Source organism: Streptococcus downii (genome assembly GCF_004353325.1).
Taxonomy (GTDB): Bacteria; Bacillota; Bacilli; order Lactobacillales; family Streptococcaceae; genus Streptococcus; species Streptococcus downii.
Genome location: NZ_MZNX01000009.1, coordinates 457,859 through 473,123, shown reverse-complemented (window position 1 = coordinate 473,123; position 15,265 = coordinate 457,859). Strand labels below are relative to the sequence as shown.

The 15,265-nt window shown below is 39.5% G+C and carries 17 protein-coding genes; 2 read left to right on the top strand and 15 right to left on the bottom strand.

Annotated features, from left to right (window positions below; translation table 11 throughout):
• Positions 1 to 57: 57 nt before the first annotated feature.
• Positions 58 to 4,461 (bottom strand): Cna B-type domain-containing protein, encoded by a 4,404-nt coding sequence (locus E2R31_RS08615; RefSeq protein WP_132973978.1) that lies wholly within the window; start codon positions 4,459 to 4,461, stop codon positions 58 to 60.
• Positions 4,462 to 4,862: 401 nt separating this feature from the next.
• Entirely contained in the window at positions 4,863 to 5,078 is a 216-nt protein-coding gene (locus E2R31_RS08610) for a YdbC family protein (RefSeq protein ID WP_084948770.1), read from the bottom strand.
• A 102-nt stretch (positions 5,079 to 5,180) separates the two neighbouring features.
• Between E2R31_RS08610 and E2R31_RS08605 the strand changes: the two genes are divergently transcribed.
• Positions 5,181 to 5,501: a hypothetical protein gene (locus E2R31_RS08605; RefSeq protein WP_084948772.1), complete on the top strand. Its 321-nt coding sequence runs from the start codon at positions 5,181 to 5,183 to the stop codon at positions 5,499 to 5,501.
• Positions 5,502 to 5,528: 27 nt separating this feature from the next.
• Here the strand turns inward: E2R31_RS08605 and E2R31_RS08600 are convergent, their stop codons facing one another.
• The 7 genes from E2R31_RS08600 to rpsP all read right to left on the bottom strand — a co-directional run bounded on the left by E2R31_RS08600 (position 5,529) and on the right by rpsP (position 8,640).
• Positions 5,529 to 5,867 carry an ATP cone domain-containing protein gene (locus E2R31_RS08600; RefSeq protein WP_001196053.1) on the bottom strand — a complete coding sequence of 113 codons (339 nt, stop codon included), beginning with the start codon at positions 5,865 to 5,867 and terminating at the stop codon, positions 5,529 to 5,531.
• Between the two features lie 11 nt (positions 5,868 to 5,878).
• Complete coding sequence (trmD, locus tag E2R31_RS08595; protein WP_033585994.1) at positions 5,879 to 6,598, bottom strand: tRNA (guanosine(37)-N1)-methyltransferase TrmD; 720 nt, start codon at positions 6,596 to 6,598, stop codon at positions 5,879 to 5,881.
• On the bottom strand, positions 6,588 to 7,106 hold the full coding sequence (gene rimM, locus E2R31_RS08590; RefSeq protein ID WP_084948773.1) for a ribosome maturation factor RimM: 519 nt from the start codon (positions 7,104 to 7,106) through the stop codon (positions 6,588 to 6,590). Before rimM ends, trmD begins: the two co-directional genes overlap by 11 nt.
• A gap of 73 nt (positions 7,107 to 7,179) precedes the next feature.
• A complete protein-coding gene (locus tag E2R31_RS08585) occupies positions 7,180 to 7,731 on the bottom strand; it encodes a hypothetical protein (RefSeq protein ID WP_084948775.1) in 552 nt (183 codons plus the stop codon).
• Positions 7,721 to 8,065, bottom strand: a complete 345-nt coding sequence (locus E2R31_RS08580; RefSeq protein ID WP_084948776.1) for a MazG nucleotide pyrophosphohydrolase domain-containing protein — start codon at positions 8,063 to 8,065, stop codon at positions 7,721 to 7,723. Before E2R31_RS08580 ends, E2R31_RS08585 begins: the two co-directional genes overlap by 11 nt.
• Before the next feature lie 43 nt (positions 8,066 to 8,108).
• The gene (gene kphA / locus E2R31_RS08575) at positions 8,109 to 8,348 is read right to left on the bottom strand and encodes an RNA-binding protein KphA (RefSeq protein ID WP_000379617.1); all 240 of its coding nucleotides are present in this window, start codon (positions 8,346 to 8,348) and stop codon (positions 8,109 to 8,111) included.
• A gap of 19 nt (positions 8,349 to 8,367) precedes the next feature.
• Positions 8,368 to 8,640 carry a 30S ribosomal protein S16 gene (rpsP, locus tag E2R31_RS08570; protein ID WP_000268760.1) on the bottom strand — a complete coding sequence of 91 codons (273 nt, stop codon included), beginning with the start codon at positions 8,638 to 8,640 and terminating at the stop codon, positions 8,368 to 8,370.
• 215 nt (positions 8,641 to 8,855) lie between these two features.
• Between rpsP and E2R31_RS08565 the strand changes: the two genes are divergently transcribed.
• Entirely contained in the window at positions 8,856 to 9,659 is an 804-nt protein-coding gene (locus E2R31_RS08565; protein WP_084948778.1) for a peptidylprolyl isomerase, read from the top strand.
• Between the two features lie 55 nt (positions 9,660 to 9,714).
• Here the strand turns inward: E2R31_RS08565 and E2R31_RS08560 are convergent, their stop codons facing one another.
• The 6 genes from E2R31_RS08560 to holA form a co-directional block, all read right to left on the bottom strand.
• Entirely contained in the window at positions 9,715 to 11,256 is a 1,542-nt protein-coding gene (locus E2R31_RS08560; protein ID WP_132973976.1) for an ABC-F family ATP-binding cassette domain-containing protein, read from the bottom strand.
• A gap of 1 nt (position 11,257) precedes the next feature.
• Positions 11,258 to 11,737, bottom strand: a complete 480-nt coding sequence (locus tag E2R31_RS08555; protein ID WP_132973972.1) for a VanZ family protein — start codon at positions 11,735 to 11,737, stop codon at positions 11,258 to 11,260.
• A 1-nt stretch (position 11,738) separates the two neighbouring features.
• Positions 11,739 to 12,824 carry a dual-specificity RNA methyltransferase RlmN gene (rlmN, locus tag E2R31_RS08550; RefSeq protein ID WP_000804762.1) on the bottom strand — a complete coding sequence of 362 codons (1,086 nt, stop codon included), beginning with the start codon at positions 12,822 to 12,824 and terminating at the stop codon, positions 11,739 to 11,741.
• Between the two features lie 20 nt (positions 12,825 to 12,844).
• The gene (locus E2R31_RS08545) at positions 12,845 to 13,375 is read right to left on the bottom strand and encodes a YutD family protein (RefSeq protein ID WP_049550365.1); all 531 of its coding nucleotides are present in this window, start codon (positions 13,373 to 13,375) and stop codon (positions 12,845 to 12,847) included.
• Positions 13,376 to 13,529: 154 nt separating this feature from the next.
• On the bottom strand, positions 13,530 to 14,135 hold the full coding sequence (gene sodA / locus E2R31_RS08540; RefSeq protein WP_132973970.1) for a superoxide dismutase SodA: 606 nt from the start codon (positions 14,133 to 14,135) through the stop codon (positions 13,530 to 13,532).
• Between the two features lie 69 nt (positions 14,136 to 14,204).
• Positions 14,205 to 15,242, bottom strand: coding sequence for a DNA polymerase III subunit delta (gene holA, locus E2R31_RS08535; protein ID WP_132973969.1), 1,038 nt, complete (start codon positions 15,240 to 15,242; stop codon positions 14,205 to 14,207).
• Positions 15,243 to 15,265 lie beyond the last annotated feature (23 nt).

Here is a 15,265-nt window from a genome sequence, read left to right as displayed (position 1 = left end):
TATTTCCTTTCCAATTACTTCCTAAGAACTAACTGAAAATCAACTCTCATCTAGAGATTATTTATTTTTACGGCTTACAAAGTACAATCCACCAGTCACTGCCATCAAAGCAAGTCCTGCAACTACTGCTACATTAGATGCTTTTTCACCAGTGTTAGGAAGTTGAGGTTTTTGTCCTGGTTTTCCTGGTTCATTTGGTTCACCTGGTGTTGGTTCTTCTGGAACGTATGTATTTGTGATATTGAGGCCTTCTACTTTAGATGAATAACCTTCAACCGGTACTTCTTCTACAGAGTACTTGATTTCTGTATCTTTAGTATCTTTATAACGCTCAAGACCAGTAAACTCATAAGTCCAACCACTTGCTTCTGAAGCTATTGCAGTTTTACCAGTATCTTTACCATCCGCAAGAAGTTTCACAGTGATAGAAGATGGACGAGCGTCTTTATGGTTTTCATCACCTTTCCAGATCTTATGACCTTTTACAGATGTTTTCACTGGTGTGTATTCATTGGTAACTGTGTACTTACCATCTTTGTCAGTAGTAACTGTTGAGGTATATTCTTTCACAGCCACTTCTTTGACAGTGTACTTGATTTCTTGACCATTTTCATACTTAGGAAGTTTTTTAGATTCAAACTTCCAACCAGTTTTTTCTGAAACTTCAATTTCTTGAACGACTTTATCGCCATTAAGAATTTGAACTTTCACTTTATCTGCACGTTTGCCGCTTTGGTTGTTGTTATCTTTCCAAACCTTAGTTCCTGAAAGGATAACTGTATCTGGTGTGTAATTGTTTGTCACTACTTGACCAGTTACAGAGGCTTTATAGCCAGCTGGTACATCTACTTCATCGATAGAGTAAGTGATTTCTTTACCAGCTTCGTATTGTGGAAGATTTGTGAATGATGCTACCCAAGTGTTAGCGTCTGTCTTATCCTTAGCTGTCAAGGTCAATTTCTTACCTTCAACGGCTACTGGATCCGCATTTCCTACTTTTTTATAAAGTTGAACGGTTACGGACTCAGGACGTTTGCCGTCTTGGTTGTTCGCGTCGTTCCATACTTTTGTTACCTTGTAGTCGATTTCTTTTGGTGCATATTTGTTTGTGATGGTAAAGTCTGTAATAGTTGATTCGTATTCTGCTACGGCTTCTTCTGTTACAGTGTATTTGATTTCTTTACCAGCTTTATATTTTGCTAATTTTTCGAATGTAGCAGTCCAAGTTCCGTCTGTGGCTGCTTGAACTTCTTTTGATGCGACTTTCTGACCGTCTGCTAAAAGATTGATTGTAATCTTAGTTGGACGTTTGCCGTCTTGGTTGTTCGCGTCATCCCAGTTCTTAGTTGCTTTTACATCAACTGTTTCTGGAGAATAGCTATTTGTGATAGTGAATCCTGATGCAGCGCCACCAGCAACGTCAGAAGTATAACCAGTAACACTTACTTCTACTACAGTATACTTGATAGGTGTTCCGCCTTTATCAGCATCAAGGTTTGTGAAGCTTCCAGCCCAACCGTTTGCTTCATTCAATGTAAGTGTTTCACCAGTGTCTTGACCGTCTGCAAGCAATTTAACTGTGATAGAAGATGGACGTTTACCATCTTGGTTGTTAGCATCGTTCCATACTTTCTTCACAGGAACTGCAGTTTTGGCTGGAGTGTATTTGTTTGTAAATACAAGATCTTTTGCTTCTTTTGAAGCAGTTGCTTTCAATTCAGTTGCGCTTACTTTTTCAACAGTTACTTCAACTTCTTGAACTGTCTTATCGTAAGTGATTCCTGTTTCAGTTCCAGCAACTTCAGAGATGGTGTACTTGTGAGTTCCCACCTGGCTCTCATCATATGAGATTGGTGAGAAGGCCACTGTACTGTCTGCGGCGTTTGTCACTGTTTCAACAACAGTTCCATCTTCCTTCTTCAATTCAAAGCTGTATTTACCTGCTTCAAGGTCTTTACCTTCAAGAACTTTCTTAGCTCCAAGAGTTACACTTGTAGCTCCTGCTGGAGTGTAAGTATTCTCGAATGCTTTTTCATCGTCGTAAGAAACAGTTGCTTCAAGGGCACCTTTGCCGTTATCCGCTACAGTTACTGTAGCTGTGATTGTTTTCGTATCGTAGGTGATACCTGTAGCAGTGCCAGCTTTTTCAGCAATCTTGTAAGTGAAAGTTCCAGCTTTATCGAATTCCAAGACTGAGAACTTAACGTTTCCATCTTTGTCATTCTTGACTGTTTCTTTCACATTACCGTCTTGGTCTGTCAAAGTAAACTCAAACTCATCAGCTTTCAACTCACGACCAGTAAGTGTTTTCTTAACTGCAAGAGTAGCTGGAGTTTTTGAAGCTCCGTAGCTGTTGTTGAATTCTTTGTCCGCTGGGTAAGTTACGTTAGCAGTAAGTTTTCCTTCACCATCGTCTGTAACTTCTACTGTGACTTTAACTTCAAGACTATCGTATGTTACACCGTCAATAGTTTGTCCAGCGTTAGTTTCAACGATAGTGTATTTGTAAGTACCAGCTGCAGTGTATTCGATTGGAGCGAATGCCACTTTGCCATCGGCAGTGTTCTTCACTTTTTGAACTTCTGAGCCATCTGCGTCGTTCTTCAATACAAACTCAAACTCATCAGCTTTCAAGGTACGACCTGAAAGAGCTTTTGTTACTTCAATAGGAGCTGAAGTTTTCTCAACAGCGTATGTATTTTCAAAAGTCTTATCATCGTTTTCGTAAGCGACAGCTGCAGACAATTTGCCCTCAGCATCTGCTGTTACAGTAACTGTAACGCCAACAGGGTTGGCATCGTAAGTAACACCTTTTTCAGTTGTGTTCGCTTTTTTCTCAACGATGTGGTAGTTGTATGTACCAGCTTTGTCAAATGTCAATTCAGCAAAGCTGATATTTCCTTCCGCATCATTTGTTACTGTTTCAACAACTTTGTTTGTCTTATCATCGAACAAGTCGAATTCAAACTCTCCAGCTTTCATAGCTCGACCAGTCAATTTTTTAATTGCTTGAATTTGAGCTTTTGTGCTGTTGCGTTTGTTTGAGATTGTTTTGATAACACCTTCTTTACCGACTGTTACCTTAATTGGAGTAGAATCCAATTGGTAACCTTTAGGAGCTTCAACCTCAGTAATGGTGAATTCACCTTTCTTAACATCCTCTTCTGAAAATACTGGCGATTGTGCAATACCATTATCGTCTGTTTCAGTGATTTTTTCGCTAACAGTAGCGCCGTCCGGAGGGGTAATTTTAAATTTTGCTCCTTTTAGACGATCTTGTGTTTTTTCATCTACCTTGTATAGAGTGATTCGATAACCTGTTTCCAGTTGGATAGTACCACCTGATGCAACTGTAGAATTTCCCACTTGCTTCGCAATCGTATCTTGTTGATCATCTCTGGTTGTTAGAACCTTATCATTTCCCTTAACTTCAACATTGTTTTGAACTTTGGTTCCATCCCCAGGAGCGGTCGAATCATAGTGGATTAGATAAGCCGCAGGTTTCCCATTTTTTGTAATAGACTTCGCGTTCAAAATCGTGATTGTGAAATCTGTATACGATTCGTTCCACTTGATTTGGTAATCTGTTCCAGCTTGTAGTACAGTTTTATCTTGTAAGGTGTAAGTTTTATCAAACCATCCAGCAGTAACCGTCAAGGTTTCTGGAATAAACTGCATCGGTGAAAAGTCTGAGTCTGCCCAGTCGTGGATTTCAAGTTTATCATAGGCAGCTTGTTTAGGATTCACACGGACATTCCAATTATGAAGATAATCACCTTTTTTACCAAGTAAAGGAGAATCCCATTTTTCTTTACTGATGGTTCCACTGAATTTGTTAAAGTTTGTTTTACCAATTCCGTCAGAATAATCTATGGCAGCAGCATTTTTAAAGCGAACTTTTTGGCTGATTTCATTTTTAGTTTCAGACTTGTTAAAATTGATAGTCTGTTCTTCTAGTTCTTTCTTTGAACTAAAAGCGACATAGAAGGTACCTTTAACACCTTGAACTTGAGCTCCTCCTTTTTTAGCAAGGTAGTCTTGCAAGTTCTTTAAAGTGATTGTTACCTTTCCACCCTTATTTTCCCCATCAGAAACGACCTTAACATCTCCTACAGCTGTATTCGTTTCCTTGTCTTTAAGCTCAAATGATTCGGCTTTGACTGTTAGTGGAGCTGGCACAGTTAGTGTAAATGTGTCTCCATCATTCAGATTGCCATCATATTGGCTCAAATCGAAATCAGTAGCAAACTTATAGTTTGCATAACTGTGTTTTTGAGGTGATAAATTGTAAACTCCTTTTGAATCAGATTGTAAGAACTTACTATTATCAACCTCCCAGATGCTCACGTTAGTAATAACCTTCGTCAGCTCTTTTGCTTGGACTGCATTTGTCAAAGTAGCAGAACCAAACAGAACTAAAAGTGGCGTTAAAATATAGAGCCACAATTTTTTTAATTTCATAACTTTCCCTTCTAAATCATTAAAATGAACTGATCCATACACCATTTCCCGTCAATAAGTAACACCCCTTTCAACGATATTATCTCTTACATGCTTACTACATTTAACAATTCTTTAGGTAAATGGCTAGATCATTTGCAATGTCAAAACAATGTATTCAATTCAATATTCAGCAGAAGTATTACTACTCTTAGTCAGAATGGAAATATAGCAAAATATGACCATTGTCTATTATACTATGTATCCTCTCAGGGTCAAGTATTTTGCCTGTTTATTTTTATTTATCAAACAATTTATTTAATGCATATATTTTTTGGTTTCTTGATCTTAAAATAGCAAATTTTATTTATCTCTGGTGAACAATAAAAAGGATATTGAGTCCAAAACTCAACATCCTTTTACTAATTGCCTTTAAAGGCATCGACCATTACCTGAAATTCTTCATTTGAAAGAGTGATTCCTTTTCCCATCTTGGTATGATCAGGGCTCCAAGAACGAATATCAAACTTTGCTGGTGCTCCATTAAAGCTGACTCGGTTTAATTCCTTGGTCCATCCTTTCTCATTTTCAGACAAGGTCAGTAAGTGTTCTTCGATTTCAAATGTAAATTCTGCCATTTTAACTCCTTTACGTGATATGCTTTCTATAGTCTATTCGTAAAATCTTGTAGATTTTAGGAAAATTTTATATAATATGGTTATATAAGAGGGGAGAAGCCTATGAGATATACATTCAAGCATGTCTTAGATAAGATACAAGACTTTCTCAGTGGACATGATGAACGAGATTATTCTGAAAACGACTCCCTTATTAGCAAAATTGAACAAGCCATCCAGAAAAAGGCGGCTGTTCATGTGATACTTGCTGAGACGAGTTTTACGGGTGATATTGTCAAATATGATACCAGCCGTAAGCAGATTATTGTCAAAAATTTCACTAGAAATGTGACACGTATTATTCGGATTGGTGACATCAGGAGAATCCGTTTTGTCCCTTCTACAGTAGAAAAGGCACAGAAAAGTCTATTTAAGAAAGAGTGAGATGTTCATTGCATCCCACTCTTTTTCTTAACGGATTTGTTCAAAATGAAGGTGAACTGCGATGTGGTCACCGTACCCACTTCTCTCCAAATCACGTTGCAAGCGATAAGAGATATAGTGCTCTGCAATGGTGATGTAACCTGCTCCCAGCAAACGATTTTCAACCATTGATTGAATCATACTGATAGTCGCACGTTCTACTTTTGCTTCTTCTAAGTCCAAGACTACTTTTTTAGTGACTTGAGCTAGGTTTTGACGTAAATCGTCTGTCAAAACATAAACTGTCTGAGCCGCTTTTAGGACAGCTTGGTAAATTTTATCTGGATCAAAGTCGGCAACTTCTCCGTTACGTTTGATTACTTGCATAAGGTTCTCCTTTATTCTTTGTTTTCTTTGATTTCTGCCAGCATCTTTTCTTCTTCTGCTGTCAGTTGGTAGTTTTCTAGCAAGTCAGGTCTGCGCTCGTAGGTTTTCTTTAAGCTCTCATAAAGCCGCCACTGGCGAATCTTCTCATGATGGCCACTCATGAGTACATCTGGTACTACCATGCCTCGATAGTCATAAGGACGTGTGTATTGAGGATATTCGAGCAATCCCGAAGAAAAACTATCGTCTTGGTGACTAGATTCCTTGCCAATCACTTCAGGAATCAAGCGAACCGTAGCATCAATCATGGTCATAGCTGCCAATTCCCCACCAGTCAGGACATAATCTCCTAAGGAAATCTCATCCGTTACCAAGGTCTTGATGCGCTCGTCATACCCTTCATAGTGACCGCAGATAAAGATCAGTTCCTCTTCTTTGGCCAAATCCTCAGCGTACGCTTGATCGAACTGTTTCCCAGCAGGATCGAGAAGAATGACGCGGGGATTTTTCTTTTCAATGGCATCAAAGGCATCGAAAATAGGTTGGGCACGGAGCAACATCCCCTGACCACCTCCGTAAGGCTCATCGTCAACATGACGGGCTTTTTCAGCGTATTCTCTGAAATTATGGTACTGGATATCCAAGAGCCCCTTTTCTCGAGCCTTTCCAACAATCGAGTGTTCCAGTGGAGAAAACATCTCAGGAAAGAGGGTCAAAATATCAATCTTCATCGTCTAATCCTTCTAAGATGTCCACATCGACCCGTTTATTTGGAATATCAACATTAAGAACTACTGGCGGAATGTAAGGCAAGAGTAGGTCGCGTTTTCCTTTTCTCTTGACCACCCAGACATCATTGGCACCTGGTTGTAGAATCTCCTTGATAGTTCCAATCAGGTTGTCTCCCTCGTAAACTTCCAAACCGATAATCTCGTGATAGTAGAATTCTCCATCGTCTAAGTCATTTAGGTCTTCTTCAGCAACCTTGAGACTGTAACCCTTGTATTTTTCAATCGCATTGATATGGTACATGTCTTTGAATTTGATAATGTCAAAGTTCTTCTGTTTACGGTGGCTAGCGATGGTCACTGTTTGAACAAACTGATCTTTTTCATCAAATAAAGCCAGTTCTGCCCCTTTTTTAAAACGTTCCTCAGCAAAATCCGTCACAGACAAGACTCTCATCTCACCCTGTAGCCCCTGCGTATTAACGATTTTTCCAACATTAAAGTAGTTCATCTTGTCTCCTGTATCTATTTCTATCCTTTATTTTATCACGTTCCAGGGATTTTCACAAGTTGGAGAAAATCAGCTATAATCCCAAAATTGCTAGTAGTTTCCTCTTTAATGTTAATTTATATTTGAAAGAAGAAATATTTATATTCCCGTTATACATATTACTATAAAATGTATACTCCCCAATTTGACCTTGACTTGTCTTCCATTTCATTCTTAAACTAGGTATAGTCTCAGGTAAATTTGTATGAATCAATAGGCATGTATAATTTTTTAAATTTTTAACTGTATGTATTTTATCTTGAACGACTAAACTATTACTTTTTGAATCATAGATTAAAGAATAAAATTCTACAATTTCAATATCAACTTCTTTTGGATAAAAAATCAAATGATTATAATGTTTATTATTTTTATTATGTTTAAACTCATAAATATGATGAAATCGCGTATGTAAGGAATCAAATTCGATTGGTTTAATTGTCTGAATTTCGATATTATTAATATAGGCCTTATTCTGGAAACTAATTTTTAAAATTACACCGATAAAAGTCGAAATCTGTATAATTCGCAATAACCAATCGATATACATCGCCCAGTCTATTTTTAAAAAATAGTCAGTGTCCATTATTTCTCAAATCTCCCTCCAAAAAACTTTCCAAATCTCGTTCATGCTGGTACTTAATGGCAGCTTTTTTATCTTTATCAAAGATAGTTTTGGTTAGGTCAATATCGTTGATAGCCGCGATTGCAACCGTGTAGTGAATAATATCAGCCAGTTCTTTGGCTAGTTCCTCATTTGAGTCTTGGACACCCTCTTTTCGACCAGAGCGCCCATTCAAGACCTCGGCTACTTCTCCGACTTCCTCCACTAGCTTGATAAAGAGGCCTTCCTCAGTTCGAGACTGCTGGTAATGTTCGAGTAAGTAGGCTTGTAATTGTCTAAACGTTAAATCTTTCATCTTCTGCTCTCCAAAAAAAAAGCGAGACATCTGTCCCGCTTTTTTATTTTTCATCGATAACGATTCTTACTTTTTTGTCTTCAGTTGGGACAGAGTAGACAATCGTTCTTATCGCTGAGATAGTGCGACCCTTACGACCGATAACACGACCAACGTCGCTTTGATCAAGATCCAAATGATATTCCAAAAATTCAGGTGTATCTTCAATCTTGATAGTTAAGGCATCTGGTTGTGAAATCAAGGGTTTCACAATCGCAATAATGAGATTTTCAATCGTATCCATCTGTCAACCTACTTTAAACTTATTTTGAGAATTTAGAATCGTGGAATTTTTTCAATACGCCTTCTTTTGAAAGAATGTTGCGTACTGTATCTGAAGGTTGAGCTCCATCAGCCAACCATGCAAGAACGCGGTCTTCTTTCAAAGTCACTTGGTTTTCAGCAACAAGTGGGTTGTAAGTTCCAACTGTTTCGATGAAACGTCCGTCACGTGGTGAACGTGAGTCTGCTACGTTGATACGGTAGAAAGGTTTTTTCTTAGAACCCATACGAGTCAAACGGATTTTAACTGCCATTTTTTAATGTCTCTTTTCTTATTTTTTATTTCGGTGAAATAGCTGAGCTATTTAACACATGTTCTATTATAGCAGATTTCTGACAGGTGTCAAGAAAAAAACTTGACAGAGTTTTATTTTTTTAACTACTTGAAATTTTTAGTAAAATCATTAACATTTGAAATCACCTCCCTTTTAGGGTACAATGATAGAAATGAATTTTTGAGAGGAAAACAATGAAAAAACTAGCAACTCTTCTTTTACTATCATCTATTGCCCTTGCTGGATGTACTAGTATCCAACGTGGTCTCCGTGGTGATGACTATGTCGACTCTAGTATCTCAGCTGAAGAAAGCTCAAAAGCAGCTGCTCAGGCTACCAAAGATTTGAATGATGCTTTAACAAATGAAAATGCCAACTTCCCTCAACTTTCTAAAGAAGTTGCCGAAGATGAAGCTGAGGTCATTCTCCATACAAATCAAGGCGATGTACGCATCAAACTCTTTCCAAAATTAGCACCATTAGCAGTTGAAAACTTCCTTACTCACGCTAAGGATGGCTACTATAACGGCATCACCTTCCACCGTGTTATCGATGGCTTTATGGTCCAAACTGGAGATCCTAAGGGAGATGGTACAGGTGGCCAATCCATCTGGCATGATAAGGATAAAACGAAGGATAAGGGAACTGGTTTCAAAAACGAAATTTCTCCCTACCTATACAATATCCGCGGAGCCCTTGCTATGGCTAACACTGGTCAACCAAACACCAACGGTAGCCAGTTCTTCATCAACCAAAACTCAACAGATATTTCTGCGAAACTCCCTACTAGCAAGTATCCAAAGAAAATCATCGAAGCTTATAAAGAGGGGGGAAATCCTAGCCTAGATGGCAAACATCCTGTATTTGGTCAAGTCATCGATGGCATGGATGTTGTCGACAAGATTGCCAAGGCTGAAAAAGATGAAAAAGACAAACCAACGTCTGCTATTACTATCGATAGCATCGAAGTAGTGAAGGATTATGATTTTAAATCCTAAATAACCTAAAAATACAGTATCCGCATTCGATACTGTATTTCTTTTTCCCTCATTTTTAAGTTAGCTTGTTAAAGTCCCATATTTGGTCCATCCAGCCTTCATAAAAGTCTGGTTCGTGGCAGACCATAAGAATGCTTCCCTTGTATTCTTTAAGCGCCCGTTTGAGTTCGTCCTTAGCATCCACATCTAGGTGGTTGGTCGGCTCGTCAAGTACTAAAACGTTGTTTTCACGGTTCATTAAGAGACAGAAACGCACCTTGGCCTGTTCTCCACCCGACAAAACCTGAATTTGGCTTTCGATATGCTTAGTTGTCAAACCACAACGGGCAAGGGCTGCACGGACCTCTGCTTGATTAAGGGCAGGAAAGGCATTCCAGACAGCTTCAAGAGGTGTTTGACGATTTCCACCTTCTACTTCCTGTTCAAAGTAACCAAGTTCTAGGTAGTCACCGCGTTCAACTTCCCCAGCGATTGGCGAAATAATGCCCAAGAGAGACTTCAAGAGAGTTGTTTTCCCGATACCATTTGCCCCAATAATGGCAACCTTTTGATTGCGTTCAAAGGTGAGGTTTAAGGGCTTGGTAAGAGGACGGTCATAACCAATCTGCAAGTCCTTGGCTTGGAAGATAAAGCGCCCTGGTGTACGAGCTGGTTTGAAATCAAAGGATGGCTTTGGTTTCTCGCTTTGAAGTTCGATAATATCCATCTTATCCAGTTTCTTTTGACGGGACATGGCCATATTACGAGTTGCAACACGCGCTTTGTTTCGAGCAACAAAGTCCTTGAGGTCCGCTATCTCTTTCTGCTGACGTTCATAGGCCGCTTCCAACTGAGATTTCTTCATGGCATAGACTTCTTGGAACTGGTAGTAGTCACCAGAGTAACGCGTCAACTGTTGATTTTCAACGTGATAGACAATATTGATTACATCGTTGAGGAAAGGAATATCGTGCGAAATAAGGACAAAGGCATTCTCATAGTTTTGGAGATAACGCTTGAGCCAGTCAATATGATCAGCATCCAAGTAGTTGGTTGGTTCGTCCAAAAGCAAGATATCTGGTTTTTCAAGGAGGAGTTTGGCCAAAAGCACCTTGGTTCTTTGTCCACCTGATAAGGCTGTTACATCTGTATCCATGCCATAGTCCATGACACCGAGAGCACGCGCTACTTCATCAATCTTAGCATCTAAAGTATAGAAATCTCGACTCTCCAAACGATCTTGGAGTTCACCAACTTCTTCCATTAGCGCATCGATATCTGCGCCCTCTTCTGCCATTTCCATATAGAGCTCATTGATACGAGCTTCTGCTTTAAATAGCTCATCAAAGGCCGTCCGCAAGACATCACGCACAGTTTGACCTTCCTTTAGCACAGCATGCTGATCCAGGTAGCCAGCAGTCACATACTTAGACCACTCTACCTTCCCTTCATCTGGTAACATCTTACCAGTCACGATGCTCATAAAGGTAGATTTTCCTTCACCATTGGCACCGACTAGACCGATATGTTCTCCCTTGAGGAGACGGAAAGACACATCTTCAAAAATTGCACGGTCACCAAAACCGTGACTTAAATTTTTAACTTCTAAAATACTCATTCTAATTCCTTATCTTGTTTTTATGCAGTCCTTTATAGAGGAGCCAAGCCAGATAACCTCCCAGGGTATTGGTCCACAAATCATCAATCTCAAAGACCCGATTAAAGTCGAATAAAAAATCTAAAACTAGTTGCGTGCACTCAATTCCTAGACTCAGTAGAAAACTTAGAAGGATGATTTTTTTCGTTTGTCGTAAATTTGGACAGAGATAAATGAGTTGAAAGACTAGTGGAAAAAGCAAGAAGACATTTAAAATGTTCTGCAAAAAGATCCAAAGGACTTGTCCCAAACTGGTTACTTCACCCAGATTCCAAAGGGAGTTTAAGGGAGTTAAAAGAAAAACCAGGCGTCCAAAAGTTTGAATACCTGGAGTTTCCACTCCTGTAGGAAGTTGAGGCTGGGGAGTGAAGCAAAAACAGACAATGCAAAGACTGTAAATAGCCACTCCCAATCTTAAGATTAATTCTCTTTTTTTAGTCATTTTATGGATTTACCGCTGCGACTGCCTTCTGGCGGTCACGTTTCATTGTATTGGAGCGTAATTGTCCACAAGCTGCATCAATATCTGTACCATGCTCTTGACGGACAACACAGTTGACCCCTTTTTTCTTGAGGGTATCGTAGAAGGCCATCACGCGCTCTTTAGGACTACGGCTATATTGGTCATGTTCACTAACTGGGTTATAAGGAATCAAGTTGACATAAGACAATTTCTTGATGTTCTTGAGCAATTCAGCCAACTCCAAGGCTTGTTCAACACCGTCGTTGACTTCATTGAGCATGATGTATTCAAAGGTCACACGGCGATTAGTTGTTTCGATATAGTACTCAATAGCTGCAAAGAGCTTTTCAATCGGAAAGGCACGGTTAATCTTCATGATGCTTGAACGCAATTCATTGTTTGGTGCGTGAAGGGAAACAGCCAGATTGACCTGTACGCCTTCATTAGCAAAGTCACGAATTTTATGGGCCAAACCTGAGGTTGAAACCGTGATGTGACGAGCACCGATTGCCATCCCCTTGTCATCATTGATGGTACGGACAAAATTCAAAACATTGTTGTAATTATCAAATGGTTCACCAATTCCCATAACAACGATATGGCTGACACGTTCATCCTGACCACGTTCATCAAAGTATTTCTGAACTAGCATGATCTGTGCTACAATTTCACCGTTATTAAGGTCACGTTGCTTCTTGATCAAGCCTGATGCACAGAAGGTACAACCAATATTACAGCCAACCTGAGTGGTCACACAGACTGACAAACCGTAGTGTTGACGCATGAGTACTGTCTCAATCAACATGCCATCTGGCAACTCGAAAAGATACTTAACAGTACCGTCAGCTGACTCTTGTACAATCCGTTGTTTCAAAGGATTGACCACAAACTGGTCATTGAGCTTGGCAATCAAATCCTTGGAAAGGTTGGTCATTTCTTCAAAGGACTGGACACGTTTACGATAAAGCCATTCCCAGATTTGATCTGCTCGGAATTTCTTTTCTCCTTGTTCTAATACCCATTCTTGCATGGTTTGACGTGTTAAACTATAAATAGACGGTTTCATCTCTTCTCCTTATTCTCTATCTATTTTTGACGAATGACAAAATGGCGTTGTCCCTTGTCCTCTTTCTGAGATTTCTGTTCCTTATGACGACGCCTATTTCGCTTATCCGCATTTGGTTTTCTCTTGTTTTGCGAAGGTTTCTTGCCTCTTCTAGGAAGATTTTCCTCCTCCTTTTTACGCATTTTCTTGTCAAATGAAGCCCGCTTCGGTGCTTGATTTTCTAGGACAAAATAGGCACAACCATAACTACAGTACTCCAAAAGATAGTCCTGTAACCGACTAATCTTTTCATTTTTTTCCTCTGTTCGGTCGTCTTTGTAAAAGCCACGTAGACGGAGCTGTTCATTGCTCCAGTCCCCCACGACATAATCAAACTTGGTCAACACTTCTGAGAAACGTTGATTAAAGACTGTCACATCGAAGGCGTCCTTGATATTTTCAACCAAGGTAAAAGCAATCCCTTCAGTCTCAACCTTATCCCCATTCACATGAAATTCTGGGCCAGGAAACTTGTTATAGTTGTATAATTCAGGTGCAATTTCTTTACGCATAGTCTTCCTTTTCCACGATTACTTAACACTCTATTTTACCATAATTTCTGGCAGTTAGCACGTTTCTCATAAAAATGAAAAAAGTCTGACGATTTTGTCAGACTTCTGCCATATAAACCAAAAAAGAGAAGAATGACTCTTCCCTTCCTATTCATTATTTTGCTGCTGCGTAAAGCTCATCTACTTTGTTCCAGTTAATGACTGAGAAGAAAGCTTTGATGTAGTCAGGACGTACATTGCGGTATTTCACATAGTAAGCATGTTCCCAAACGTCCAAGCCCAAGATTGGTTTTTTACCTTCTGAAATTGGTGTGTCTTGGTTCGCTGTTGAAGTTACTTCAAGGTTCCCTTCTTTGTTGACTACCAACCACGCCCATCCAGAACCAAAGCGAGTTGTAGCTGCTGCTGTAAAGGCTGCTTGGAACTCTTCAAATGAACCAAATGTTGCGTCGATTGCTGCTGCAAGTTCTGCTGATGGAGCTGTCTTTTCAGGAGTCATCAATTCCCAGAAAAGAGCGTGGTTCAAGTGTCCACCACCATTGTTGATAAGTGCTTGACGGATATCAGCTGGGATAGAATCTACATCAGCAAGCAAGGCTTCAAGGTCTTCACCAATTTCAGGGTGTTTTTCAAGAGCAGCATTTGCATTGTTGACATAAGTTTGGTGGTGTTTGTCATGATGCAAGTGCATTGTTTCTGCATCAATGTAAGGTTCCAAAGCGTCATATGCGTATGGAAGGTCTGGTAAGATAATAGCCATCTGTAATACCTCTTTTTCTTTCTATAAGAAAATGATAACGCAATCATCCTCTTTTTTCAAGTTTTTTGCTCAATTTGCCTCTGCCGCGATCTGCAAAAGTGCCTTTTCAAACAGGTACCCTTTTTCATAGACACCTGTCTTAATCTGGTAGTCTGTTTCAATCAAATAAGATATCGCTCGCTTGAGAAAAGCCAAGGAAATCCCTCTCGAATCTCTCAATGCAAACTTGATTTGATAAGGATTAGGATTGCGCCCCAAATAAGTTCCCAGACTGCTTGCAATCTGCGATTCCGTCTGACCAGATTCTGATAAAATCTTCACTTGAGTAAAGGTTCGAAACTGTCCTAACATGACAGCTATGAGCTTGATCTCATCTTCCCCTTGCAAGGTCAAGTCTCTAACCAAGTCGCGCGCCTGGTCGATCTTTTTGCCCAAAATAAACTGAGTCAAATCAAAAATGTTGTCCTGCAAGGTCTTTGGAATAGCCTCGACAATGTCCTTCCCCTCTATCACGCCATCTGACTTATAAGACTGTAAAAAAAGGAGATTTTTCTGGATTTCACTAAATTGGAAACCAGATTTGATAAGTAGATTTTCAAAGGATTGTCCCACAAACTGCAGACCTTGTGTCTGGCTCCATTTTTGGAAATACTGGCGGAGTTCTTGTTCCTTGGGTTCAATAGCATCAAATACAGTCGCATCTCGTTTGAGCAATTTGACCAGCCGTCTTTTACTATCTAACTTTCCTTCAGCAAAAATCAACAACTTGGTTGTTGGCGAAGGGTTATCAAGGTATGCCTCAAACGAATTGAGCTCATCATCTGTTAAAAAGCGTTTCTTAGCTGTTGTGATATCGACAAAATGGTCTAATATCACGATTTTTTCATCCGCAAAGAAAGGGAGACTGACCAGCTCCAACTCTAAGTCTTTATAAGCTACTTCTTTCATATCAAAGTAAGCAAAGTTAAGATCAGCGGGATCATAACCAATCTGTTTCAGCACTTGACTCTTCATAACTTCAAACTGACCCTGGTCTGTCCCTGTGAATAGGCTCAGGCTAGATAAATTTGATAAAGTCAACTTTTGACTGTCTTCTATGGCTATCATCTTCTCTCCTTTCTTCTGATTTT